We start from the raw sequence: 22,195 nt of genomic DNA, 5'->3' as shown, positions 1-22,195 counted from the left end.
GGGCAGGAGGGTGCGCCGCGCAATCCCGGGCCTTTTCACTGTGCGCTGAACCCCGCGACCCCACCGGGAAGGGCCTCCGGGGGCCGTGCAAGAATGGGCGCATGACTTCTGCCATCCCCACCGCCAAGGCGACCATCCACACGAACCACGGCGACATCGTCGTGAACCTGTTCGGCAACCACGCCCCGAAGACCGTCAAGAACTTCATCGGCCTCTCGGACGGCACCCAGGAGTGGAGCGACCCGCGCACCGGTGAGAAGCAGACCGGTCCCCTCTACAAGGACGTGGTCTTCCACCGCATCATTAAGGACTTCATGATCCAGGGCGGGGACCCCCTGGGCCAGGGCATCGGCGGACCGGGCTACGAGTTCGACGACGAGATCCACCCCGAGCTCGACTTCAACGAGCCCTACATCCTGGCGATGGCCAACGCCGGCAAGCGCAACGGCAAGGGCACCAACGGGTCCCAGTTCTTCATCACCACCGCCCCCACCACCTGGCTGCAGGGCAAGCACACCATCTTCGGCGAGGTGGCCGACGACGCGTCGCGGAAGGTCGTGGACGAGCTGAACAGCGTCCGCACCGGCGGCATGGACCGTCCGGTCGAGGACTGCGTGGTCACCTCGATCGACATCGAGCAGCTCTAGATCCGAGCAGTCTCCCCGTCCCGGCACCGCCGGGACGGGGACCAGCGGCGCAGGCCCGTCCGGAGCGATCCGGACGGGCCTGCGCCGTTGCCGTCCCGTCCGCCCCCGTCCATCCCGTCCAGCGAACCGGGCCCGCAGCGAACCGGCCCAGGAGGAGTCCCAGTGAGCGGCGAACGACCGCAGTACGGCGCGTCCACCGGGGGAGACGTCCCGGTGTGCCCGCGCCACCCCGACCGTCCGGCGTACGTGCGGTGCCAGCGGTGCGGCCGGCCGACGTGCCCGGAGTGCCAGCGCACGGCCGCGGTGGGCGTCCACTGCGTCGACTGCGTGCAGGAGGCGACGCGCTCGCGCCCCGCCGTCCGCACGAGCCTCGGCGGCCGCGCGGCCCAGGGCTCCCCGATGCTCGTCACCTGGTGGCTCGTCGGCGTCAACGCGGTGGTCTACGCGCTGCAGTGGCTCGTGCAGGCGGCGGGCGTGAGCCTGCTGCAGATGTTCGCCTACGCCCCCGTGACCACGACCTCCGAGCCGTGGCGGATGCTCACGAGCGGTTTCCTGCACTCGATGTCCAGTCCGCTGCACCTGATCCTGAACATGTACATGCTCTACCTGTTCGGGCGGATGCTCGAGCCGGCGCTGGGTCGCGGCCGGTTCCTGCTGCTGTTCCTGCTCTCCGTCCTGGGCGGATCCGTGGGCGTCCTGCTCCTGTCGCATCCGCTCAGCCTCGTGGTCGGCGCGTCCGGGGGCGTCTTCGGCCTGTTCGGCGCCCTGTTCGTGCTGCAGCGCCACCTGGGGCAGTCCATCACCCCCATCGCGGTGCTGATCGGCGTGAACGTCGTCTTCGGCTCCCTCTTCCCCGGCATCGCCTGGCAGGCGCACCTCGGCGGACTCGTCACGGGAGCCATCGTCGCCTTCGGCTACACGGCCGCCAGCCGCCGGCGCCGGGGTGCCGGCGGCCGCCGGTGACGCCGGCCGCGGCCCGTCCCCGAGCACTCGCGCGCCGGCGGACGACCGTGTTCTCCACAGGGGTTGTCCCCACCTGTCGACAAGTTACACCGGTGGAATTCCACACCTGTGAGCAACGGTGTGGACAGGGCCGGGGCGGCTTCCACAGCTGTTAATAACGCTGTGGAGAGCGAGCTGTGCACACAGTTCTCCACACCTGTGGACAACGTTGTGCACCGGTTGGGGAGAAGGGGCACGACCGTGCCGGCCGGGACGCCGTCCTCATCGGATCCTCAGGCGGCGTGCGGAAGACTGGAGGGGTGCGGATCCCGCCGCGCCCACGGAGGAGAACGGGAGGACGCGTGCGCGTGCTGCTGGTGGAGGACGAGGTGGACCTCGCGGAGTCGCTGCGCCGCGGGCTCACGAACGAGGGCTTCGTCGTCGACGTCGCCCACGACGGCATCACCGGGGGGTGGCTGGCCGGCGAGAACCCCTACGACGTCGTGGTCCTGGACCTGATGCTGCCCGGCAGGAACGGCTACGCGGTGCTCGAGGACCTGCGCGCCGCGGAGAACTGGGTCCCCGTCCTGATGCTCACCGCCAAGGACGGCGAGTACGACCAGACCGACGCCTTCGACCTCGGCGCCGACGACTACCTCACCAAGCCCTTCAGCTTCCTCGTGCTGGTGGCGCGGCTGCGCGCCCTCATCCGCCGGGGGGCGCCCGAGCGGCCCGTGGTGCTCACGGTCGGGTCCCTGCAGCTCGATCCCGTCCGCCGGACCGTGACCCGCCGGGGGACGGCGCTCGAGCTCACCGCGAAGGAGTACGTGATCCTCCAGTACCTGATGCAGAACGCGGAGAAGGTCGTCTCGAAGCTGGAGATCATGGACAACGCGTGGGACGCCGGCTTCGAGGGCTCCGAGAACATCGTCGAGGTCTACGTGGGCTATCTCCGGAAGAAGATCGACGCGCCCTTCGGCCTCTCCACCCTGCAGACGGTCCGCGGCATGGGCTACCGGCTGGTCCCGGACGAGCCCGGGGCGCCGGCGTCGTGACCTCCGCCAGGAGGGGGCTCCTCGACCGGTGGGGGGTGCGGGAGCGCAGCACGGCCGCCGCGGCGCTGCTCATCCTCCTGGTGATGGCCGTGGCCGGAGCCGTGCTGCTCGAGGTCCTCAGCCGCGCGGCTGTGGGGGCCGCCCACGACCAGGCCGTGGCCCGGCAGACGGAGATCCTCCAGGACCTGGGGCTCCCGTGGGGCCCGCGCAGCGCCGGGGGCGCGGCGGGGGAGACGGCCGTGTTCACGCAGGCCGGGCTCGGCGAGCTGATGCTGCGGCTCGGCCGCCCGGGGGTCATCGTGCAGCTCCAGGACGCCGACGGACAGGTGGTGGCCGCGTCCCCCGCCAGCGCGCTGGGCACGGACCTGTCCGTGCCGGTCCTGGAGCCGGGGCGGTCCTTCGACTCCGCGGCGACCGGGGACGGGCTCACGCTCAGGACCGACGACCACGTGTATGTCGCTCACGGCATGTACATCAACGGCGTGCCCCTGACCCTCACCGTGGCCGTGCCCATGGCGCTGCAGCAGGGCACCCTCCAGACCGTGTCCCTGTTCCTGCTGGTCGGCGGGCCGGTGCTGGCGCTGCTCGGCGCCGCGCTCATGTGGTTCCTGGTCGGCCGCTCCCTGGCCCCGGTGCGCCGCATCACCGGACAGGTCCGGCGCATCGGCACGACCCGCCTGGGGGAGCGGGTCGACGTGCCCCCCACCCGGGACGAGATCGCGGCGCTCGCCGAGACCATGAACGGGATGCTGGACCGGCTGCAGACCTCCGACCGGGCGCAGCGGCGGTTCGTGGCGGACGCCTCCCACGAGCTCCGCAGCCCGCTCGCCACCCTCACCACCACGATCGAGGTGGCCGGCTCCGACCCGTCCGGGGCGACGTGGTCCGAGGTCGCCCCCGTCCTGAGGTCCCAGTCCCGCCGGATGGGCCAGCTCGTGGAGGACCTCCTGACCCTCGCCAAGGTCGACGACGCCGGGCTGCGGCTGCGCACCGCGGACACCGACCTGGACGAGGTGGTCCGGGAGGAGATCGCCCGGATGCGGCCGGCCTCGCGGCACGAGGTGCGCGTGCACGTGGACCCCGTGCGGGTCCGGGGGGACGCCAGCCGGCTCCAGCAGGTGGTCCGCAACCTGCTCTCCAACGCGGAGCGGCACGCGGACACCTGGATCGCCGTCTCCCTGGCGGCCGAGGGGGACGAGGCGGTCGTGACCGTGGTCAACGACGGCGACCGCATCGCGCCGGAGGACCGGGAACGGGTCTTCGAGCGGTTCGTGCGGCTCGACGACTCCCGGACCCGGGACACGGGCGGATCCGGGCTGGGCCTGGCCATCAGTCGGGAGATCGTCGCGGCCCACGGGGGGACGATCGGCGCGGGCGAGGATCCGGAGGGCCGGTGCCGCTTCCAGGTGCGTCTCCCGCGGGAGGGCGGGGACGGCGAGGGCTGAGCACCTCGCGTTCACCTCCCGTTGGCGGCACCGTCACGCGGGCCGCCTAGCGTCTCCCTGGTCGGCGGGAGCCCCCCGACCCCGCTCCGACGAGCACGGATGCACCCCGGGCAGCCGTGCGGAATGCCCCGGTCCGTCGGCGGACCGGGGCATTCGACTGCTCCGCGCCCGGGGTCCCCGGCCTCCGGCGGCGGCTCGCCCGCCGGGCTCTCAGTACCCGGCGGCGGCGGCGCCCCAGACCTGCGCGGTGAGCTCCTCGAGGCGCTCCTCGGGCGTGCGCTGGGCGCGCAGGGCCTGGGCGACGAGCCGCTGCGCGGTGGAGGCGAGGTGCTCGCGCATGGCGCGTGCCGCCTCCGCCTCGTCCCGGGCGAGCACGGCCCGGACCAGCGCGTCGTGCTCGCGCGCGAGCTCCCCGACGGGCCGCCGCGACGTGGCGGCGACGACGCCCAGGAAGGACGTGGTGGTGCGCAGCCGCTCCACGAGCTGGACGGCCTGGGCGTTGCCGGCGACGAGCAGCAGCGCACGGTGCAGTCCCTCGTCCGCCTCGGCGGTGGCCTCGAGGTCCCCGGTCCCGGCCGCTTCGTGCAGCGCCTCCCACCGGGCCCGGATCCGGTCCAGCTCCTCGGGCGCCGCGAGACGTGCGGCCCGGCGGGCGGCCGGAACCTCCAGGGCGGTGCGCACCGCGAAGATCTCGGCGACGTCGTCGGGACTGACCTCGACGATCTCGAAGCCGCGGTTGCGGTGGAACCGGATCAGCCCGGCCTCGCCCAGCCGCAGCAGGCCCTCCCGCACCGGGCTGCGGGAGACGTCCATGGCGGAGGCCAGCTGCTGCACCGAGTAGAGGCGCCCGGGCTCCATCTCGCCCGCCGTGATCGCCCGGCGCACCGCGGCCATCACCTGCACGGCGAGCGAGCTCCCGGTCGTGGCGGTGACGGACGGCAGCGCGGGGGCCGCCGGCCCGGGACGGTCGCCGGCCGGGGACCCGGCGACGGAGCGGGGTGGGGTGGTCACGGGGTGATCGTCAGCTTGATGTCCCCGGGCCGGTGCTCCTCGGCCCGCTGCATGGCCTCCGCGATCCGCTCGAGGGGGAACTCGGGCCCGAGACAGTGCTCCACGTCGATCTCGCCCTCGGAGATCCGCCGGAGGGCCTCGCGGAAGGACGTCAGCCCCGGCTCGGCCTGCGCCGCCACGGAGCACTGCAGCCGCAGGTTCTTGCGGAACGCCGTCCACAGCGGGACCTCGGTGTGCCCGTGCCGCTCCGGCAGGCCGAAGAAGCCGACGATGCCCCGGTCGGCCGCGAGCTCGACGGCCTGGTCGCGCAGCACGTCGTGCCCCACGGCCTCGATGACGAGGTCGGCGCCGCGGCCCCCGGTGACCTCGGCCACGACCGCGGCGAGGTCCTCCTCCGGCACCCGCACGGGGACGGCGCCCAGCCGGCGGGCGACCTCGAGCCTGCCCGTGTCCAGGTCGGAGGCGACGACGTGCGCGAAGCCCAGTCGGCGGGCCTCCTCCACGAAGAACAGCCCGGCGGACCCCGCGCCCATCACCACGCACGTGTGCGCCCGGCGGGCAGGCGTCTCCACGGGCCAGAACTGGCGCATGGCGTAGAGGCACGTGCCGTACTGCTGGGCCATCATGAGCCGCCGCAGCTGCAGGGAGTCGCCCGGGTCCGTGCCGGCGGGCAGCTCCACGACGTGCAGGTCGTCCAGCAGCTGGAGCTCCGCGAAGCACCCGCCCATCTCGCCCTGGGGGACCGTCAGCACCAGGGTGCCCTCCGGGACGCGCTCCGAGCGGGACTCGACCACCACGCCGACCCCTTCGTGGCCGGGGTAGCCGGGGCGGCGCGGGCCCTCCGCGTGGAGCAGGCCGTGGAAGGCCGCGTGCAGGTCGGATCCGCAGATCGAGGCGTGCAGCATGCGCACCACCAGCTGACCGGGTTCCCGGGCGTGCGGATCGGGCCAGTCGGTGACCGTGACGGTGCCCGTGGTGGGGACGTGGGATGCTCGCATGCGCGCCTCCTGGGGTCGGGCGCGCCGGGCGCCGGTGGGTGACATGCTACCCACGGTTTGGTGCCTGGGACGGGCGTGACGCCGGATTAAACCCGCGGGGCGCCCGGATCCGTGCCGACGGCCTCGGCGGGGACCGCGAAGACCGGGCGGGGGCACTGCAGCCGGGCGGGCGCCGGCAGGTCGCGGCGCAGCACCCGGTCCCCGCGCTCGAGCTCGAGGGAGAACCCGCCGACGGCGTGGTGCACGTTCTCGCCCAGCACCGTCCGCTCCACGACCTGCTCCGGGCCGGGCGGCCCGTGCAGCAGCAGCACCGGCTCACCCTCCCGCAGCTCCTCCTCGACGCGGGCCACCGCCTGCACCCAGTGGCTCTCCCGCACGCCGTCCGGGACGCGGAAGGGCACGACGACGGCGCCGCCCGCCGCCTCGTGCGCGCCCGGCGCCAGGACCCACGCCCGCCGGCCGTGCGGCGGCTCGGCGGGTGGCGTGCGGCCCTCCGCGGGCACGGGCCACACGTAGTCCAGGCCGGCGGGGTCGCCGGGGAAGACCGCGCGGTAGAGCTCCTCGTCCTTGCGCAGCAGGTTCGACCGGTGCGAGCGGTGGAACGCCTCGTCGCCCAGCCAGGGCGGCGGCGGCGCCACGTCGTCGTCGGGGGCGCGGTCCCAGGCCTCGGGGGCGAACTCGCGGATCTGCCACCCCGTGCTGTCGGCCCCGCCGCGGGCCGTCCACTCGTCGACCATCGCGCGGCCGTAGGCGACCAGGGCGGGCACGTGCCCGGCCCACATCGCCGTGGCCGGGTGGCGGTACCACCCGTAGCCCGGCACGGTGGCCGCGCGCAGCACCTGCAGGGTCTCCACCCGCTGCTTGCCGAGCCGCTTGCGGTCGAGGACGCGGGCCGAGCGGGCGAAGTCCGGGTACGGGAGGAAGGTCTGCACCGCCCCAGTGTCCTACGGATCCGCGGCCTCCACCACCGCACCGGCCCGTGCGCCGGGGCCCGCGCGGGGGGACACTGGGGGCATGCCCCTGCCCCGCGCGCTGGAGCCGTTCCGGCTCGGCCGGTACCGTGTGCTCGCCTTCGCGATGTTCAGCAGCGTCTTCGGCGCCGGGATGTGGGCGGTGGCCCTCGTGCACCAGGTCCTGCAGCTGGACGGCACGGCCGTGGACCTCTCGGCCGTGACTGCGGTGGGCGCGCTCGGCATGCTCGTCTTCGTGCTCGTGGGCGGGATCGCGGCCGACCGCTTCCTCCTGGCCCGGGTGCTGCGCCTCGTCGAGACCGCCAACCTCCTGACGGCGGGGACGCTCGCCGTCCTGGCCCTGGCGGACGGGCTGCGCATGGGGCACCTCGCCGCGGCGGCGTTCGTGTTCGGCGCGGGTCTCGGCTTCTTCTATCCGGCCTACTCGGCCTCGCTGCCCCGGATCCTGCCCGCCCGGCAGCTGCTCGCGGCCAACGGGGTGGAGGGCACGGCGCGCCCGCTGCTGCAGCAGGCGGCGGGACCGGCCGTGGCGGGTCTGCTCATCGGGCTGGTCGCCCCGGGCGGCGCGCTTACCCTGATCGCGCTCTGCCACGCCGCCGCGCTCGTGCTGCTGCTGCGCCTGCACGTGCCCGGCCACGACGCCGATTCGGACGCCGGCGCGGACGCCGGCGCGGACACGGATCCAGGCGCGGGGGAGCCGTCCCCGCCGCGGGAGGCGGTGGGCGCCCTCCGGTCCGTGCGGCAGGACCTCATGGAGGGCGTGAGCTACACGGTGCGGACCCCGTGGCTGCTGTGGACCCTGCTGTGGGCGGTGCTCGCGGTCTTCCTGCTGCTGGGTCCCCTGGAGGTCCTCGTCCCGTTCCTGGTCCGGGACCGGCTGGGCGGGGACGCCTCCACGTTCGGCTACCTGCTGGCGTGCTACGGCGGGGCCAGCGCGGTGGCCTCCCTGGTGGTCGCGTCGCTGCCCCTGCCGCGGCGCTACCTCAGCTGGATGATCGTGCTGTGGGGGTTCGGGACGCTGCCCTTCGGTCTCGTCGCGACCACCGACTCGTTCTGGGTCATGGCGCTGTGCCTGGCCTTCGTGGGCGCCGGGGACGGCGCGGGCATGGTGCTGTGGGGCACTCTCCTGCAGCGCCGGGTCCCGCGCCACATGCTGGGGCGGGTCTCGAGCCTCGACTTCTTCGTCTCGATCGCCCTCATGCCGGTGTCGATGGCGGTCGCGGGACCCGTGGCCCAGGTGGTGCCCCTGCCGGTGATCTTCTGGATCGTGGCCCTGCTGACCCCGGCGCTGGGGCTGGTGGCCCTGTGGGCCGGGCGGATGCGCGAGGACGAGCTGGCGCACCCGCTGGCCGGCTGAGCGCCGCCGTTGCACCCCACAGGGCGCAGGGACGGGGACGTGCGGACCGGGGGCGGTGCCGCGTCCCGACCGGACGCGGCACCGCTCCGCTCACCGCACGAGCGGTGGACGGCCCGCGGGTCAGTAGGCCTTGACGCGCTGCTCCACGATCAGGTGGATCAGGGCGAACTGCCCTTCCTCGTCGATCGCCCTCAGGGCGGCCTCGAGCGCGCCGGGGATCTCGGCGTCGGTCTCCACGCGCACCCCGAACCCGCCGAAGGCCTGGGCCATGAGGGCGAAGTCGGGGTTCTTGAGCTGGGTGCCCGAGACGCGGTCCGGGTAGTCCCGCTCCTGGTGGGTGCGGATCGTGCCGTACTCCTGGTTGTCCATCACGATGACCAGCGGCGTGGCCCCGTACTGGGCGGCGGTGGCCAGCTCCTGGCCGTTCATCAGGAACTCGCCGTCACCGGCGATGGTCACCACCCGCCGGCCGGGGTAGCGCAAAGAGGCCGCGACGGCGGAGGGCACCGAGTAGCCCATGGAGCCGTTGCGGGCGGAGATCATCGCCGCGTACCCCTTGGCGGGGAAGTAGCGGTGCGCCCAGTTGGTGTGCTCCCCGGCGCCGAAGGTGCACATGGCGTCGTCGGGCAGACCCGCCACGAGGTGGGCCATCATGGTGTCCATCCGGGCCCGGCCCCCGGACGGCTCCGTGGACACGGGGGTGGAGAACTCGACCTGCTGCGCCCGCAGCCGGGCGGTCCACTCCTTCCACGCCGGCTTGGCCGGCAGGTCGATGCGCACGAGGTCGCGCACGAACACGTCGGGCTTGGCCACGATCTGGTAGGACACCGGCCCGGAGCGCCCGCGCAGGGACGGGTCGATGGTGACCAGGAAGTTCTTCTTCTCCCAGTCCTGGCGGACCAGGAACCCGTTGGTGATGACGTCGCCGGGGACGGTGCCCACGAAGACCAGCAGGTCGGTCTCCTCGAGCATCTCGAAGGTCGCCTTCGGGCGGCCGTAGCCGATCGGGCCCACGTAGGAGTCCGAGTCGAACGGGACGGTGCCCTCGGTGCGCCACTCGGCCGCGGCCGGGAGGTGGTGCTCCTCGAGCCAGTCCGTGAGGCCGGCCGCACCCTCGACGGTCCAGTCGTTGCCGCCGGTCACGAACAGGGGCTTCTCCGCGGTCGAGAGCGCGTCGCGCAGCGCCTTCCAGTCGTTGACCGTCATCCCGCCGTGGGCCACGGGGATCGGCGGGTGCAGGGTCGCGTCGATCTCGGCCCGGATGATGTCCTCGGGCAGACCCACGACCACGGGGCCGGGGCGGCCGGAGTTGGCGGCGAACATCGCCTCGGCCACGATCTCGGAGGCCCGCTCGGCGTGGTCGAGGACCATCACGCGCTTGGCCCCGGAGTCGAACCACGCGTGCGGGTCGAACTCCTGGAACGCCTCCTTGTCGCGGTGCTCGAACGGGATCAGGCCCACGAACAGCACCATCGGGGTGGAGTCCTGCCACGAGGTGTGCAGGCCCACGTGGGCGTTGGCCGCGCCGGGGCCGCGGGTCACCATGGCCACGCCCGGGACGGGGCCCATCTTGCCGTCGGCCTCGGCCATGTAGGCCGCACCGCCCTCGTGGCGGCAGACGACCGTCTCGATCGACGAGTGGTGCAGACCGTCGAGCACGTCCAGGTAGGACTCGCCGGGCACCACGTAGGTGCGCTGCACGCCGTGCGCCACGAGCGTGTCCACGATGACGTGGCCCGCCGACTTGCGGGCAGTGGTCTGTGCGGGGGATGCGGGGTCCGCAGTGGTCTGGGTCAACGTGGGTCCTTTTCGCCGTTGAAAATGGAGCGGTGGGGCTGGGCAGGCCGGAACCGGCTCGGGGGTCCGGGCCTGGCGCAGTTCATCCGAAAATACCCGATACGGGCGGCGATCCGTGTCCTGGCGGTCACGGAGGAGTAAAGAAGGACGCACAGCGCCCGCGGTGCCCTGTGCGCTCCCGGGCCCGGGCACGACGACGACGGCGGCGGTGGTCTCCCCCGGAGGGGACGATCACCGCCGCCGTCGTGGATCCTGCGCGGTGCTCAGTCCTGCATGTCCTCGAGCTCGATGCCGGTGGTCTCGCGGACCATCTTGATCGTGAAGATCAGGGAGACGAGCCCGAAGAACGCGTAGAGCCCGTACGCGACGCCCAGGGAGAAGGCCGCCAGGGCCGGGAAGGTCACGGTGACCAGCCAGTTGGCGATCCACTGCACGAATCCGGCCACGGCCAGGGCGGCGCCGCGGATCCGGTTCGGGAACATCTCGCCCAGCAGGACCCACATCATGGGACCCCACGAGACGCCGAAGAAGACCACGAACAGGTTGGCGGCCACGAGGGCGAGGGGACCGGCGGTGGGGCCGAGCACCGGTGCGCCGTCGACCACGTCGGCCGTGGCGAACAGGACGGCGAGGGTGGCGAGGGACAGGGTCATGCCCGCCGAGCCGATGAGCAGGAGCCGGCGCCGGCCGACCTTCTCGACGAGCGCGATCGCCACGATGGTCACGGCGACGTTGACCACGGACGTGATCACCGTGATGGTGAACGAGTCGGCCTCGGTGAACCCCACGGACTGCCAGAGCACGTTCGAGTAGTAGAAGATCACGTTGATGCCCACGAACTGCTGCAGCGCGGCCAAGCCGATGCCCACCCACACGATCGGCTTGAGACCGGCCGTCCGTCCCTTCAGATCGGACAGCCGGGGCTTGTGCTCGATCCGGAGGGTCTCCTTGATGAGGCGCACCCGCTCGGCCGCCGACGCGGAGCCCTGCAGATTGGCCAGCACGGCCTCGGCCTCGTCGGAGCGACCGTCCTCCACCAGGTAGCGGGGGGACTCGGGGATCGTGAACGCGCCGATCAGATAGGCGATGGCCGGGATGGCCTCGGCCATGAACATCCACCGCCAGGCCTCCAGGCCGAGCCACAGCTCCTGGGTGGAGCCGCCGGCCATGGCGGCGAGCCAGGCGTCCACCGCCAGCGAGATGAAGATGCCGAGCACGATGCCCATCTGCTGCAGCGAGCCGAGCCGGCCGCGGATGGAAGCCGGGGCGACCTCGGCGATGTAGGCGGGAGCGATGACGGAGGCGACACCCACGCCGATGCCTCCGACGACGCGCCAGAAGATCAGCCAGCCGAAGCTGTCCACCACACCGCAGCCGATCGCGCTGACGAGGAAGAGGACCGCGGCGATCTTCATCACCGGGACGCGGCCCAGGGCGTCGGCGACCCGGCCGCCGAAGAACGCACCTGCGGCGGCGCCGAGCAGGGCCGAGGCCACGGCGAAGCCGAGCGGTCCGGGAGCGACCCCGAACTCCTCCTGGATGGCCGAGACCGCGCCGTTGATGACCGCGGAGTCGTAGCCGAAGAGGAAGCCGCCGAAGGCGGCGACGATGGTGATCCGGAGGACCGCCGAGGTGTTCGGGTGCTCCGCGACCCTGGGGGTCGTGGCGTCTTGGCTCATCGGACAGCTCCCTTGCTGGTGGAGATCGGCTGCTGGTGGAGGAAGCGGCGTGGGCTCGGGACGTGCCGTCCGCCGCACCCCGGGGCGGACGCACCCGCCGACGCCGCAGGGTTCGTGTGACGCGGTCCACACTAAAACTCAGTGCGCTGAATGTCCATTAGTCGAAGACAGGTGTCGTCCGGCGCGTCATCCTGCCGGAAGGGCCCCGACGGGCAGCTCCGCGTGCTGCAGGGCGAGGATCACCGCGCCCGCCACGTGCGCCTCGATCCCCAGCAGGGCGGTCTCGATCCGCAGGCCCCGGACGCTGCCGCGGACGCCCTGGCGGGAGACGACCTCGCGCAGCGGGCCGAGCAGCAGCTCGCCGGCCCGGGCGATCTCGCCGCCGACGACCACGAGCTCCGGGTTGATGGTGTTGCACAGGTTGGCCACCGCCGTGCCGAGCAGGCGGCCGGTGTCGCCGATGACCCGCCCGCAGCCGACGTCGCCGGCGAGCGCCGCCGCCACGAGTTCGGGGACGGTCAAGTCGGTCCCGTGCGTGGCGCTCAGCAGGCCGGTGACGTCCCCGGAGGACACGTAGGTCTCGAGGCACCCGCGGTTTCCGCACCGGCACACCCGGCCGTGCTCGTCCACGGTCGTGTGGCCGAGCTCCCCGGCGGACCCGGTGGCGCCGCGGAAGAGGGACCCGTTGAGGATCAGACCGGCGCCCACGCCGTGGCCGATCTTGAGGTAGGCCATGTGCTGCGCTCCGCGCCCGGCGCCCCAGGCGTGCTCGCCCAGGGCACCCGCGTTGGCGTCGTTCTCGACGACGACGGGCAGTCCGAGCCGGCGGCCGGCCTCCTCGCGCACGTCGATCCCGCTCCACGCCGGGAGGATCGCGCTCGCACTGACCAGCCGGCCCTCGAGGTCCACAGGGGCCGGGAGGGTGAGGCCCGCGGCGAGCAGCCCGGACCGTGCCGTGCCGTGCTCCCGGAGGAGGGCGTCGAGGGTCCGGCCGACCAGCTCGAGGTCCTCGGCGAAGCGGTGCTCGGCGGGCAGCTCGTGACGCCGCTGGGCGAGGATCCTCTGGTTCAGGTCCGCGACGGCCACCGTGACGTGGCGGTGTCCCACGTCGATGCCGACCACGTGGCCGGCGGAGCCCCGGAAGCCGATGCGCTGACCCCGGCGGCCGGCGCCGTCCGTCTCCATGACGAGCAGGCCGGCACCGATCAGCTGGTGGACGATGCTGGACACCGTCGAGGGCGCCAGTGCGGTGCGACGGGAGATCTGCGCCTGGGTCAGGTGCCCGTCACGGCGCACCGCGTCGAGCACCCGGCGCTGGTTGGCGTTGCGCAGGGACGTCTGCGAACCGGGTGGAACGGGGGACCCCGCGGGCTCGGACATCATCGTCCTCTTTCACCGGTGAACGTGAACAGGACTGTCATCCTAATCAGCGTTCACAGGTCGAAGACAGGGGTGGGCGGGCCGGCGGCTCCGCCCGCCTGTTCTCAGAGGACCTTGCCGGCCTCGGCGATCAGCCCTCTGGCGGCGGCGACCTGGGCGGGGGAGGCCGCGACGAAGTGCTCGTCGCGGGTCACCACCGTGGGCACCGTGGCGTTGCCGTCGTTGAGGGACTCCACGAAGGCCAGGGCGTCCCGGTCCTCCCAGATGTTGGTCCACATGGCGCGCTCGGCGTCCGGTCCGAGTCCGCGCTCGAGCATGCCGCAGAACGGGCACCCGGGCCGCCAGTAGATGGCGACCCCGCCCTCCGCCACGTGCTGGACGGCCTCGGCGTGGGAGGCGGCCGGGCGGCGGCTGCGGGACTTGTCCTTCTTGAACACGGGGGCTCCTCGCGGGTCGGGCGGCGGGGTGGGAGTGGGGGCCCAGTCTAGCCGGACCGTTCCACGTCAAGTGCTGTCCCCCGATGAGGGGACAGGGGCTGAAAGTGGCAAGAGCCTGCCGAGAGGGTGGCGGAGGACCGCCGTGGCGGTGTCCGTCATGGAGAACATCCGATAACAATTGATTTTTCCGCAAATGTCCGCTGTTCCACGTGAAACTCCGTGTCTTTGCTCGAACATCAACCTTTTCCGACCGATGGCGCTGCTGACGTCACACCGAGGACGCGGAGCGTCACACAGCAGCCCTGCCGGCGCCGTTCCTGCGGTCAAGCTTCATGATTTGTCATTCTCTGTACCGATTCGGGGAATTGTTCCCGAACTCTCTTGCGGGCCGGGCGTTCGGGGACTCCCGGAACGTGGCGTGTGTCATGGTGGTGGGCATGGCAATTCCGGCGCAGCACTCTTCCCCCCGGCCGGCCCGCTCCACCTGGTCCCTCCCCCAGCTGCACCAGTGGGTGGTCGTCCCCTTCATCGTCGTGCTCGTCACGGCGACCGTGGGGCGGCTGCTGGTGTACTCCCCGGGAGTCGCGGCACAGGAGATCGAGGTCCTGCACCGGCTCGACGCGGCGCGCCTCGGCGTCCTGGACGCGCTGGCGCTCGTCCTGCACCACGCGTTCTCCACCCCGGGGGCGTTCGCGATCATCGCCGCCCTCACCGCCTGGCTCGCCCTGGCGCGCCGGCGGCCCTGGGACGCCGCCGGCTTCGCCGTCACGGCGCTCTCCGGCTGGGCCGCGGTCGGGATGGTGAAGGTCGCCGTCGGCCGCCCCCGGCCGGACAGCACGGCGTTCCCGGAACCCCTCGTCCTCGTGGACGGCATCACGTCCTTCCCCTCCGGGCACGCGGGTGCCGCGCTGGCCATCGCGGCGGCGTTCTGCCTCGCGATGCGCCGGTCGAGGTCCGCCTCCGCCGTCCTCGTCGCGGGCCTGGGCACGGCCGTGCTCGTCGGGCTGTCCCGGCTCTACCTGGGCGTGCACTACCCCCTCGACGTCCTCGCCTCGTTCCCCGTCGCCTGGGCGGGCCTGGCCGTGGGGTGCGGTCTCGCCAACCACCTGGTGCCCGCGCTCGCCTACGGCTTCGGCTGGCAGCAGGAGGACGCGGCGTGGCACGACGTCGAGCAGGGGCCCGCCGCCGAGGAGAGCCCCGCCGAGGACGCTCGTCCGGACACGGCACGGGTGCCGGTCGTGGCCCGGCGGACGGACCACCACGCCGCCTGACACGCCGCCCGCGGCCGTGGCACCGGGCGCCCCGCCGGGTCTCAGGGCTCGATCCGCCGGTGGAAGGGCCACCAGATGGCCCGGCCGATGTCGTAGGTCAGGGCCGGCACCAGCAGCGACCGGACGATCAGCGCGTCCAGGAGCACGCCGAACGCCACGATGAACGCCAGCTGCACCAGGAACATGATCGGGATGACGGCCAGCGCCGCGAACGTGGCCGCGAGCACGATGCCGGCCGAGGTGATCACCCCGCCGGTGAGGGTGAGACCCCGGAGGATGCCAGCCCGGGTGCCGTGCACCAGCGACTCCTCCCGCACCCGGGACATCAGGAAGATGTTGTAGTCGATGCCCAGCGCCACGAGGAAGACGAAGCCGAAGAGCGGGACCGAGGGGTCCGCACCGGGCAGGTCCAGGACGTTGTTGAACACGAGGGCGGAGACGCCCAGGGCCGTGAAGAACGAGACCACGGTGGTGAGGATCAGCAGCACCGGGGCCAGGACGGAGCGCAGCAGCAGCATGAGGATCAGGGTGATGACCACGAGGATCACCGGGATGATCAGCGTGCGGTCGGCGATCGAGGTCTCGTTGGTGTCGATGTTCGTCGCTGTGGTGCCGCCCACGAGGATCTCCGCGTCCGCCGCGCGCAGGTTCTCGCGCAGCTCCCGGACGGTCTGCTCCGCCTCGGGGGAGTCGGCGGCGTCGGACAGCGTGGCCTGGAGCTGATAGAGGCCCTCGGCCTCCGTCGGCTCGGCCCCGGCGAAGGGCCCGGCCGGGGGCGGGGCGTCCTCCCCGAGGGGCAGGGTGCCGGACGGGGAGTCGTTGGCGACGGCGACGACGCCGGCCACGCCCTCCGTGCCCTCGACCGCCTCGACCGCGGCGTCCAGGGAACGGGTCGGGACCAGCAGGACCGCTGGGCTGCCGGAGCCGCCGGGGAAGTGCTGGGCCAGGGCCTCCTGGCCGTCCCGCGCCTGGGACTCGCCGAGCACGAGCTCGCTCTGCTCCACGCCCGAGGCCTCGAACTGGGTGCTGAACCCGGCGAGGGCGAGGAGCACCACAGTGGTCACCACCCAGATCGCCCGCGGGGCGCGGGCCACGAACCGGGCCACCGAGGCCCACACGCCTCGCCCCTCGACGGTCGGGCGGGTGCCGGCCCCGTGCTCGACCACGCGCACGCGCTCCGCGCCCGAGGCGTCGTAGCGGGGCCGGAACGGCCAGAAGGCCCCCCGTCCCGTGGCGTAGAGGACCGCGGGCAGGAAGGTCAGGGCCGCCAGGACGGACATCACGATGCCGACGGAGGCCACCGGGCCCAGCGCCTTGTTCGAGGCGAGGTCCGAGAGCAACAGGCACAGCAGGCCCGCGATCACGGTGGCGCCGGAGGCGACGATCGGCTCGACCGAGCCCTTGAGGGCCGCCCGGGTCGCGTCCGCCCGTCCCCGGTGGTGCAGGAGGGCGTCCCGGTACCGGGCCGTGTAGAGCAGCGAGTAGTCGGTGGCGGCGCCGACCACGAGGATGAACAGGATGCCCTGCACCTGGCCGCTGATGGTCACGAGCTCGTTGGCCGCCAGCCAGTACACGACCAGGATGGCGGCGCTGAGGGCGAAGACCGAGGTCAGCAGCACCAGGACGGGCAGCACGGGGGAGCGGTAGACCACGAGGAGGATCACGAACACCACGGCCAGCGCCACGCCCAGCAGGATCCCGTCGATGCCCTCGAAACCGGCCACGAGATCGGCCGTGAACCCGGCGGGGCCCGTCACGTAGCTCTGCAGGCCCTCCGGCCGGTCCGTCTCGAACCGTTCCGCGAGCGCCTCGACGTCGTCGACGACCTCGCCGTCGGGCAGGGGGACGACGAGCTGGAAGGCCTCCCCGTCCTCGGACGGGATCAGCGGCGAGGTCTGCCCCTCGGCAAGGCCGCTCTCCTGCACCGCCGCGGCGGCGTCCTCCGCCCACGCCCGGTCGGCGGCGGTCAGCCCGCCCTCCCGGGCGAGGAGGACGATCGCGGGGATCGCCTCCGAGTCCCGGAACTCGCCCAGCAGCCGGGTGACCTGCGTGGACTCGGTGGACTCGGGCAGGAAGCTGGACTGGTCGTTGGTCGAGACCTCGGAGATCTTCCCGAAGTACGGCCCGCCCACGCCGGCCACCGCGAGCCACCCGACGATCAGCAGCGCCGGCAGCAGGATCCGCAGCAGCGTGGTCCAGCGGGAGCGCCGCGGGGGTGCGGGGGACCCGGGGGCCTCGGCCCACGGGGCGGGACGGGACGCGGTGGGGGCCGGGGTGGTCATGGCGTGCCTTTCACGAGCGGCAGGAGCAGGTCGGAGCCGCGGCGACCGACGGACCCCACCGCGGAACCGGAGGCGCCGGGGTCTGGGATCAGACTAATATTTCGAAAACAGAAATAAAATCCCGGGCTCAGTCGTAGACGGCCTTGACGCACAGCACCGGGCAGGGGCTCTCGAGCAGGACGCGCTGGGCGGTGCTCGCCATGATGATCTTGCCCACGGGGGAGCGGCGCCGGATGCCCAGCACGATGAGCTCGGCCCCGTGCTCGCGGGCGGTGTCGAGGATGACGTCGGCGGGGTCGCTGTCGTGGTCGGGCTCCCGCAGCTCGTAGCGCACTCCGGCACGGGCGAGCCTCTCCCGCTCCACGTCGATGTCTGCCTCGATCTCCGGCGGCTGGTGGCGCCTCGGCCGCGGCTGCACCACCACCAGGTCGGTGCCGCGGCGCTCTGCCTCGAGGATGGCGGCGTCCAGCGCCGCGTGTCCGGGGGCGGTGGGCATGTATCCGACGACGACGGTCACGGGTTCTCCTGGGGTAGCGGCACGGTGGGGCGGAACGGGTCAGGGACCGCGGTGGGGGTCCTGGTCCGCGGGCTCGTCCTCCATGCGGGCGAGGGCCTCCGGGTGCTCGAACCGCACCTTGCGGCCGAGGAACAGGCGGTCGTAGACGAAGTTGACGATCCACAGGCCCAGCCCGATCAGCAGCAGGACCACGGCGATCTGGTACTCGACGAGGTCCTGTGCCCAGGGCCCCACGAGGTAGGCGCAGGTGATCGCGCCCAGGTAGGGCAGGACCCGGGGGGCGTGGAAGTAGTCGTGGGTGGGGCTGTGGTCCTTGCGCAGGATGATCGCCGCGACGTTGACGATGGTGAACACGCCCAGGAGGAGAAGGGCCGTGGTGCCGCCGAGGGCGCTCGCCGTGCCGCTGCCGAGGATGTTGTTGATGACGACGATCAGCGCCATGGCGAGAAGGCTCGTGAACACGATGGCCGACCAGGGGGTGCGCCGGCCCTGCAGGACGTGGCCCAGGAAGTCCGGCAGCACGCCCTGGCGGGCCATGCCGTAGAGCAGCCGGGAGGCCATGAGCATGTTGATCAGGGCGGTGTTGGCCACGGCGAAGATCGTCAGGAACGGGTAGATCGTGTCGATGGGGATGTTGGGGGCGCCGATCCGGACCATGTCCAGCAGCGGCGTGGTCGACTCCCCGAGCACGCCGATGGGGACGACCGCCACGGTGAAGATCGAGACCAGGATGTAGACCACGCCCGTCAGGCCGAGGCCGAAGAGCATCACGCGCGGGAAGTCGCGGCTGGGGTTCTTGGTCTCCTCGACCATGTTGACGGAGTCCTCGAAGCCCACGAAGGAGAAGAACGCGAGCGAGGTCACCGCGGTGAGGGCCAGGAAGATGCCCTTGTCCTCCGAGGTCTCGAACACCATCGTCTGGCTGAAGTCGGCCTGGCCCTGGAACGCCGCCCAGAACCCCACGAGGATGACGATGAGCAGGCCGGTGAGCTCGATCGACGTCAGCACCACGTTGAACGCGAGGCCCTCGGTGACGCCGCGGATGTTGATGGCGGCGAGGATCGCGATGAAGATCACGGCGATCACGGTGATGGTCGTGGTGTCCACCTCCAGCCCGAAGCCGCGGGCGAAGTTCGAGGCCACGGCCGAGGCCGCCGTCGAGGCGGAGGTCAGGCCCGAGCTGAGCACCGCGAACGTCACGAGGAAGGTGATGAAGTGGATGCCGAAGGCCTTGTGCGTGTACAGCGCTGCGCCCGAGGCGCCGGGGTACTTGGTCACGAGCTCGAGGTAGGAGAAGGCCGTGATGGTCGCCACGAGGAACGCCACGAGGATCGGGGCCCACGCGGCGCCGCCGATCTCTCCGGCGATGTTCCCGGTGAGGGCGTACACCCCGGTGCCGAGGATGTCGCCCACGATGAACAGCAGGAGCAGGCCGGGGCCCATGACGCGCTTGAGCTCCGGCTGGGGGCGGGACCGGGTCCCGGATTCGGCTGACTGGGCCATCGGATGCCTCGAATCGGTGGTGACGGGCTGGCGGGCCCCGGCGTGCGGTGACCGTGGCCACAGCCTATGCCACGCCCCGCGCCCGGCCCAGGTGGTGACGACGAGCCGCCGTGTTCCTAGCCTGGGACCATGACGAGCACAGCGCCCCGCTTCCGGCTGACCGAACTCCGCCTCCCCTTCCTGGGCGCCCCGATGGCCGGCGGGCCCTCGACCCCGGCGCTGGCCGCGGCGGTCACGGCCGCCGGCGGCCTGGGCTTCCTGGCCGCCGGCAACCGTCCCGCGGCGGGCGTCCGCGCGGACGTCGAGGAGGTCCGGGCGCGCACGGACGGCCCGTTCGGGGTGAACCTGTTCGTCCCGCAGGCGGCGAACACCGCGGCCCCCGGGACGGCGGTCGACCCCGCCGTGCACCGGTCGGTCGCGGCCTACCGGGAGGCGCTGGAAGACACGGCCCGCCGGTACGGGGTGGAGCTGCCGGACACGGACCCCGCCGACGACGACGGGTGGGCCGCCAAGCTCGAGCTCGTCGAGGTGCTGCGGGTCCCGGTCGTCTCGTTCACCTTCGGGCTCCCCGCGGTCTCCGTGCTGGCGCGGCTCGCGGCGGTGGGCACCACGACGTCCGTCACGGTGACCTCCGTCCCGGAGGCCCAGGCCGCCGTGCGGGCCGGTGCCCACCTGCTGACGGTCCAGGGCCCGGCGGCCGGCGGGCACCGGGGCACCCACCGCGCGGAGGACGTCCCGGGCGAGGAGCCCCTGGTGGAGCTCGTCGCCGCGGTCCGCGCCGCCGTGGACGTCCCGCTCGTGGCCGCGGGCGGCATCGCCTCCGCGGCGGACGCGGACGCGGCCCTGACCGCCGGGGCGGACGCCGTGCAGGTCGGCACGCTGCTGCTGCGCACACACGAGGCGGGGACGTCCGCCGCGTACCGGGAGGCCCTCGGCTCGGGCCGCTACACGGAGACCGCCGTGACCCGCGCGTTCTCGGGACGGCTGGCGCGCGGGGTGCGCAACGGTTTCCTCGACCGCTTCACGAATATGGCCCCAGCGGCATATCCACAGGTCAACCAGATGACCAAGCCCATCCGGGCGGCCGCGGCGCAGGCCGGGGACCCCGAGGCCATCGCCCTGTGGGCCGGTCCGCAGTTCGCGGCCGCACAGGAGGTCCCCGCCGCCGAGGTGGTGCGCGGCATCCTCCGCGCACCGACCGGTCCCTGACGGCGGGTGCCCGGCACGGCCGTCAGCGCACCCCGCGCATCATCCGCCGGATCCAGGGGGACAGCACGAGCAGGGCGGCGCCGACGACGATGGTCACGGCGCCCAGGGTCCCGAAGTAGGCGGCCTCGGTCTGCTCGCTGTAGTAGCCGGCCAGCGCGCCGGACAGGGCCGTGCCCAGGGCCACCGACAGGTAGAAGAGGGCGACCATCAGCACGGGATAGGCCCGCGGGGCCAGCCGGGTGGACAGGGACAGGCCCACCGGGGAGACCATCAGCTCGCCCAGGGTGGCGACCAGCAGGATCAGCGCGGCCCACAGGACCGGCACCGAGGACACCCCGACCATGGGCAGGAAGATCAGGAACGCCGATCCCATCAGCACGATGCCGAGGCCGAACTTGGTGGGCGTGCCGGGCTGGCGGTCGCCCAGCTTCGTCCACAGCACCGCGAACACCGGCGCGAGCAGGATGATGAAGAAGGGGTTGAAGGACTGGACCCAGGAGATCGGCATGGTCCAGTCGCCGAGCGCGCGGTCCAGCCGGGTGTCCGAGTAGATCGTGATGACCGTGAACTGCTGCTGGAACAGCGCCCAGAACGCGGCCGAGCCGATGAACAGCGGGATGAACGCCCGCACGCGGGAGCGCTCGTCGTCGTCGACCTTCTTGCTGGTGAGCAGGAGGACGAACAGCGCCACGGCCGCCACCACGATCACCCCCACCACGACGTCGGCGAGGTTGGCCGCGTTGAGCACCCCCGTGAGGGCGGCGGCCACGACGACGGCGATCGCCGCCGCGGCGATCCCCGCCCACTTCCCGTACTGCTCGCGCGGCAGGGGGTTGGGCACGTGGTGGACCTCTGCGGGAAGCCTCCTGCGCCCGAGGGCGTACTGGGCCAGGCCGAAGGCCATGCCCACCGCGGCCAGGCCGAAGCCGAGGTGGAAGCCCCAGGTCTTCTGCGCGAAGCCGGTCAGGAGCGGCCCGAGGAGTCCGCCGATGTTCACGCCCATGTAGAAGATCGAGAAGCCGGCGTCGCGGCGCGGGTCCTGGCGGTCGTAGAGGGCACCCACGAGATTGGTGATCGTGGCCTTGAGCCCCCCGGACCCGATCGCGATGAGGACGAGGCCGATAGTGAGGCCCGCGACGGCGGGGATCAGCGCCAGCGAGACGTGGCCGGCCATGATGAGGACGCCGCTGAGGAACATCGTCCGCTCGGAGCCGAGGAGCCGGTCGGCGACCCACCCGCCCAGGATGGCGAACAGGTAGACGGCGCCGCCGTAGGCGCCCACGATGCCCGCGGCCGTGGCGCGGTCGATGCCGAGCCCGCCCTCGGTGGTGGCGAAGTACATGTACAGCAGGACGATGCCCTGCATGCCGTAGAAGGAGAAGCGCTCCCACAGCTCGACGCTGAACAGGTTCGCCAGCATGCGCGGCTGGCCGAAGAAGGACCGGGCACCGGGGCGGGGGAGCTCCGCGCCGGGGCGGTTGTCGTGGTGGTCGCGCGGGTCGGGGGCGCCGGTGGCGCCGTCCGCCGCGCGGGGGGTGTGGGAAGTCATGCGCACCATGATCGGCCTGCCGGGCGGTCGAGCACCAATCGGTGCGCGCCCGCGGCCGGCGGCCCCGTCGCGCTCACCCCCCGGTGGGCGGTGCCGGCGGCGGGACGGGCGACGCCCGGGACCGCGGTGCACCCACCGCGGTCCC

The 22,195-nt window shown here is 72.8% G+C and carries 18 protein-coding genes; 7 read left to right on the top strand and 11 right to left on the bottom strand.

The window, feature by feature from the left end:
- Nucleotides 1-101 precede the first annotated feature (101 nt).
- The 4 genes from CK505_RS02020 to CK505_RS02005 all read left to right on the top strand — a co-directional run bounded on the left by CK505_RS02020 (nucleotide 102) and on the right by CK505_RS02005 (nucleotide 4,089).
- Nucleotides 102-647, top strand: coding sequence for a peptidylprolyl isomerase (locus tag CK505_RS02020; protein WP_017835081.1), 546 nt, complete (start codon nucleotides 102-104; stop codon nucleotides 645-647).
- Between the two features lie 162 nt (nucleotides 648-809).
- Nucleotides 810-1,610, top strand: coding sequence for a rhomboid family intramembrane serine protease (locus CK505_RS02015; protein ID WP_095650039.1), 801 nt, complete (start codon nucleotides 810-812; stop codon nucleotides 1,608-1,610).
- Between the two features lie 341 nt (nucleotides 1,611-1,951).
- A complete protein-coding gene (locus tag CK505_RS02010; protein ID WP_095650038.1) occupies nucleotides 1,952-2,644 on the top strand; it encodes a response regulator transcription factor in 693 nt (230 codons plus the stop codon).
- Nucleotides 2,641-4,089 (top strand): ATP-binding protein, encoded by a 1,449-nt coding sequence (locus CK505_RS02005; RefSeq protein ID WP_141246764.1) that lies wholly within the window; start codon nucleotides 2,641-2,643, stop codon nucleotides 4,087-4,089. The genes CK505_RS02010 and CK505_RS02005 overlap by 4 nt, the downstream gene beginning before the upstream one ends.
- Before the next feature lie 210 nt (nucleotides 4,090-4,299).
- On the opposite strand, the gene CK505_RS02000 is transcribed toward CK505_RS02005, so the two are convergent.
- The 3 genes from CK505_RS02000 to CK505_RS18770 form a co-directional block, all read right to left on the bottom strand.
- A complete protein-coding gene (locus CK505_RS02000; protein WP_197723059.1) occupies nucleotides 4,300-5,100 on the bottom strand; it encodes a GntR family transcriptional regulator in 801 nt (266 codons plus the stop codon).
- Nucleotides 5,097-6,098 carry a zinc-binding dehydrogenase gene (locus CK505_RS01995; protein ID WP_017835086.1) on the bottom strand — a complete coding sequence of 334 codons (1,002 nt, stop codon included), beginning with the start codon at nucleotides 6,096-6,098 and terminating at the stop codon, nucleotides 5,097-5,099. The genes CK505_RS02000 and CK505_RS01995 overlap by 4 nt, the downstream gene beginning before the upstream one ends.
- An 86-nt stretch (nucleotides 6,099-6,184) precedes the next feature.
- On the bottom strand, nucleotides 6,185-7,030 hold the full coding sequence (locus tag CK505_RS18770) for an MSMEG_6728 family protein (RefSeq protein ID WP_095650036.1): 846 nt from the start codon (nucleotides 7,028-7,030) through the stop codon (nucleotides 6,185-6,187).
- 82 nt (nucleotides 7,031-7,112) lie between these two features.
- On the opposite strand from CK505_RS18770, the gene CK505_RS01985 reads away from it, so the two are divergent.
- A complete protein-coding gene (locus CK505_RS01985; protein WP_095650035.1) occupies nucleotides 7,113-8,426 on the top strand; it encodes an MFS transporter in 1,314 nt (437 codons plus the stop codon).
- Nucleotides 8,427-8,546: 120 nt separating this feature from the next.
- Here the strand turns inward: CK505_RS01985 and CK505_RS01980 are convergent, their stop codons facing one another.
- The 4 genes from CK505_RS01980 to CK505_RS01965 form a co-directional block, all read right to left on the bottom strand.
- Complete coding sequence (locus CK505_RS01980) at nucleotides 8,547-10,223, bottom strand: thiamine pyrophosphate-dependent enzyme (protein ID WP_095650034.1); 1,677 nt, start codon at nucleotides 10,221-10,223, stop codon at nucleotides 8,547-8,549.
- A gap of 263 nt (nucleotides 10,224-10,486) precedes the next feature.
- Nucleotides 10,487-11,902 (bottom strand): sugar porter family MFS transporter, encoded by a 1,416-nt coding sequence (locus CK505_RS01975; protein WP_017835090.1) that lies wholly within the window; start codon nucleotides 11,900-11,902, stop codon nucleotides 10,487-10,489.
- 186 nt (nucleotides 11,903-12,088) lie between these two features.
- Nucleotides 12,089-13,282, bottom strand: a complete 1,194-nt coding sequence (locus CK505_RS01970) for an ROK family transcriptional regulator (RefSeq protein WP_095650033.1) — start codon at nucleotides 13,280-13,282, stop codon at nucleotides 12,089-12,091.
- 104 nt (nucleotides 13,283-13,386) lie between these two features.
- Complete coding sequence (locus CK505_RS01965; protein WP_017835092.1) at nucleotides 13,387-13,719, bottom strand: glutaredoxin domain-containing protein; 333 nt, start codon at nucleotides 13,717-13,719, stop codon at nucleotides 13,387-13,389.
- Between the two features lie 437 nt (nucleotides 13,720-14,156).
- On the opposite strand from CK505_RS01965, the gene CK505_RS01960 reads away from it, so the two are divergent.
- Nucleotides 14,157-14,990 carry a phosphatase PAP2 family protein gene (locus CK505_RS01960; RefSeq protein WP_255250862.1) on the top strand — a complete coding sequence of 278 codons (834 nt, stop codon included), beginning with the start codon at nucleotides 14,157-14,159 and terminating at the stop codon, nucleotides 14,988-14,990.
- Between the two features lie 41 nt (nucleotides 14,991-15,031).
- Here CK505_RS01960 and CK505_RS01955 read toward each other — a convergent pair whose 3' ends face one another.
- The 3 genes from CK505_RS01955 to CK505_RS01945 form a co-directional block, all read right to left on the bottom strand.
- The gene (locus CK505_RS01955) at nucleotides 15,032-17,272 is read right to left on the bottom strand and encodes an MMPL family transporter (RefSeq protein ID WP_095650031.1); all 2,241 of its coding nucleotides are present in this window, start codon (nucleotides 17,270-17,272) and stop codon (nucleotides 15,032-15,034) included.
- Nucleotides 17,273-17,399: 127 nt separating this feature from the next.
- Nucleotides 17,400-17,789, bottom strand: coding sequence for a universal stress protein (locus CK505_RS01950; RefSeq protein WP_017835095.1), 390 nt, complete (start codon nucleotides 17,787-17,789; stop codon nucleotides 17,400-17,402).
- A gap of 39 nt (nucleotides 17,790-17,828) precedes the next feature.
- The gene (locus CK505_RS01945) at nucleotides 17,829-19,292 is read right to left on the bottom strand and encodes an APC family permease (protein ID WP_051063846.1); all 1,464 of its coding nucleotides are present in this window, start codon (nucleotides 19,290-19,292) and stop codon (nucleotides 17,829-17,831) included.
- Nucleotides 19,293-19,421: 129 nt separating this feature from the next.
- On the opposite strand from CK505_RS01945, the gene CK505_RS01940 reads away from it, so the two are divergent.
- Nucleotides 19,422-20,501 (top strand): nitronate monooxygenase, encoded by a 1,080-nt coding sequence (locus CK505_RS01940; RefSeq protein ID WP_095650030.1) that lies wholly within the window; start codon nucleotides 19,422-19,424, stop codon nucleotides 20,499-20,501.
- 22 nt (nucleotides 20,502-20,523) lie between these two features.
- On the opposite strand, the gene CK505_RS01935 is transcribed toward CK505_RS01940, so the two are convergent.
- Nucleotides 20,524-22,050: a peptide MFS transporter gene (locus CK505_RS01935; RefSeq protein WP_095650029.1), complete on the bottom strand. Its 1,527-nt coding sequence runs from the start codon at nucleotides 22,048-22,050 to the stop codon at nucleotides 20,524-20,526.
- Nucleotides 22,051-22,195: the final 145 nt, after the last annotated feature.

It is taken from the genome of Kocuria sp. WN036 (assembly GCF_002287015.1).
Taxonomy (GTDB): Bacteria; Actinomycetota; Actinomycetes; order Actinomycetales; family Micrococcaceae; genus Kocuria; species Kocuria rosea.
Note: the sequence above shows the minus strand (reverse complement) of the source record. Positions and strands in the feature narration are given on the sequence as shown.

Excerpts from the sequence above, each read along its gene's own strand:
- CK505_RS01955 (WP_095650031.1), bottom strand. The coding sequence starts at position 17,272 with ATGACCACCCCGGCCCCCACCGCGTCCCGTCCCGCCCCGTGGGCCGAG.
- CK505_RS01985 (WP_095650035.1), top strand. The coding sequence starts at position 7,113 with ATGCCCCTGCCCCGCGCGCTGGAGCCGTTCCGGCTCGGCCGGTACCGT.
- CK505_RS01960 (WP_255250862.1), top strand. The coding sequence starts at position 14,157 with ATGGCAATTCCGGCGCAGCACTCTTCCCCCCGGCCGGCCCGCTCCACC.
- CK505_RS01970 (WP_095650033.1), bottom strand. The coding sequence starts at position 13,282 with ATGTCCGAGCCCGCGGGGTCCCCCGTTCCACCCGGTTCGCAGACGTCC.
- CK505_RS01935 (WP_095650029.1), bottom strand. The coding sequence starts at position 22,050 with ATGACTTCCCACACCCCCCGCGCGGCGGACGGCGCCACCGGCGCCCCC.
- CK505_RS01945 (WP_051063846.1), bottom strand. The coding sequence starts at position 19,292 with ATGGCCCAGTCAGCCGAATCCGGGACCCGGTCCCGCCCCCAGCCGGAG.
- CK505_RS01975 (WP_017835090.1), bottom strand. The coding sequence starts at position 11,902 with ATGAGCCAAGACGCCACGACCCCCAGGGTCGCGGAGCACCCGAACACC.
- CK505_RS02020 (WP_017835081.1), top strand. The coding sequence starts at position 102 with ATGACTTCTGCCATCCCCACCGCCAAGGCGACCATCCACACGAACCAC.
- CK505_RS01940 (WP_095650030.1), top strand. The coding sequence starts at position 19,422 with ATGACGAGCACAGCGCCCCGCTTCCGGCTGACCGAACTCCGCCTCCCC.
- CK505_RS01995 (WP_017835086.1), bottom strand. The coding sequence starts at position 6,098 with ATGCGAGCATCCCACGTCCCCACCACGGGCACCGTCACGGTCACCGAC.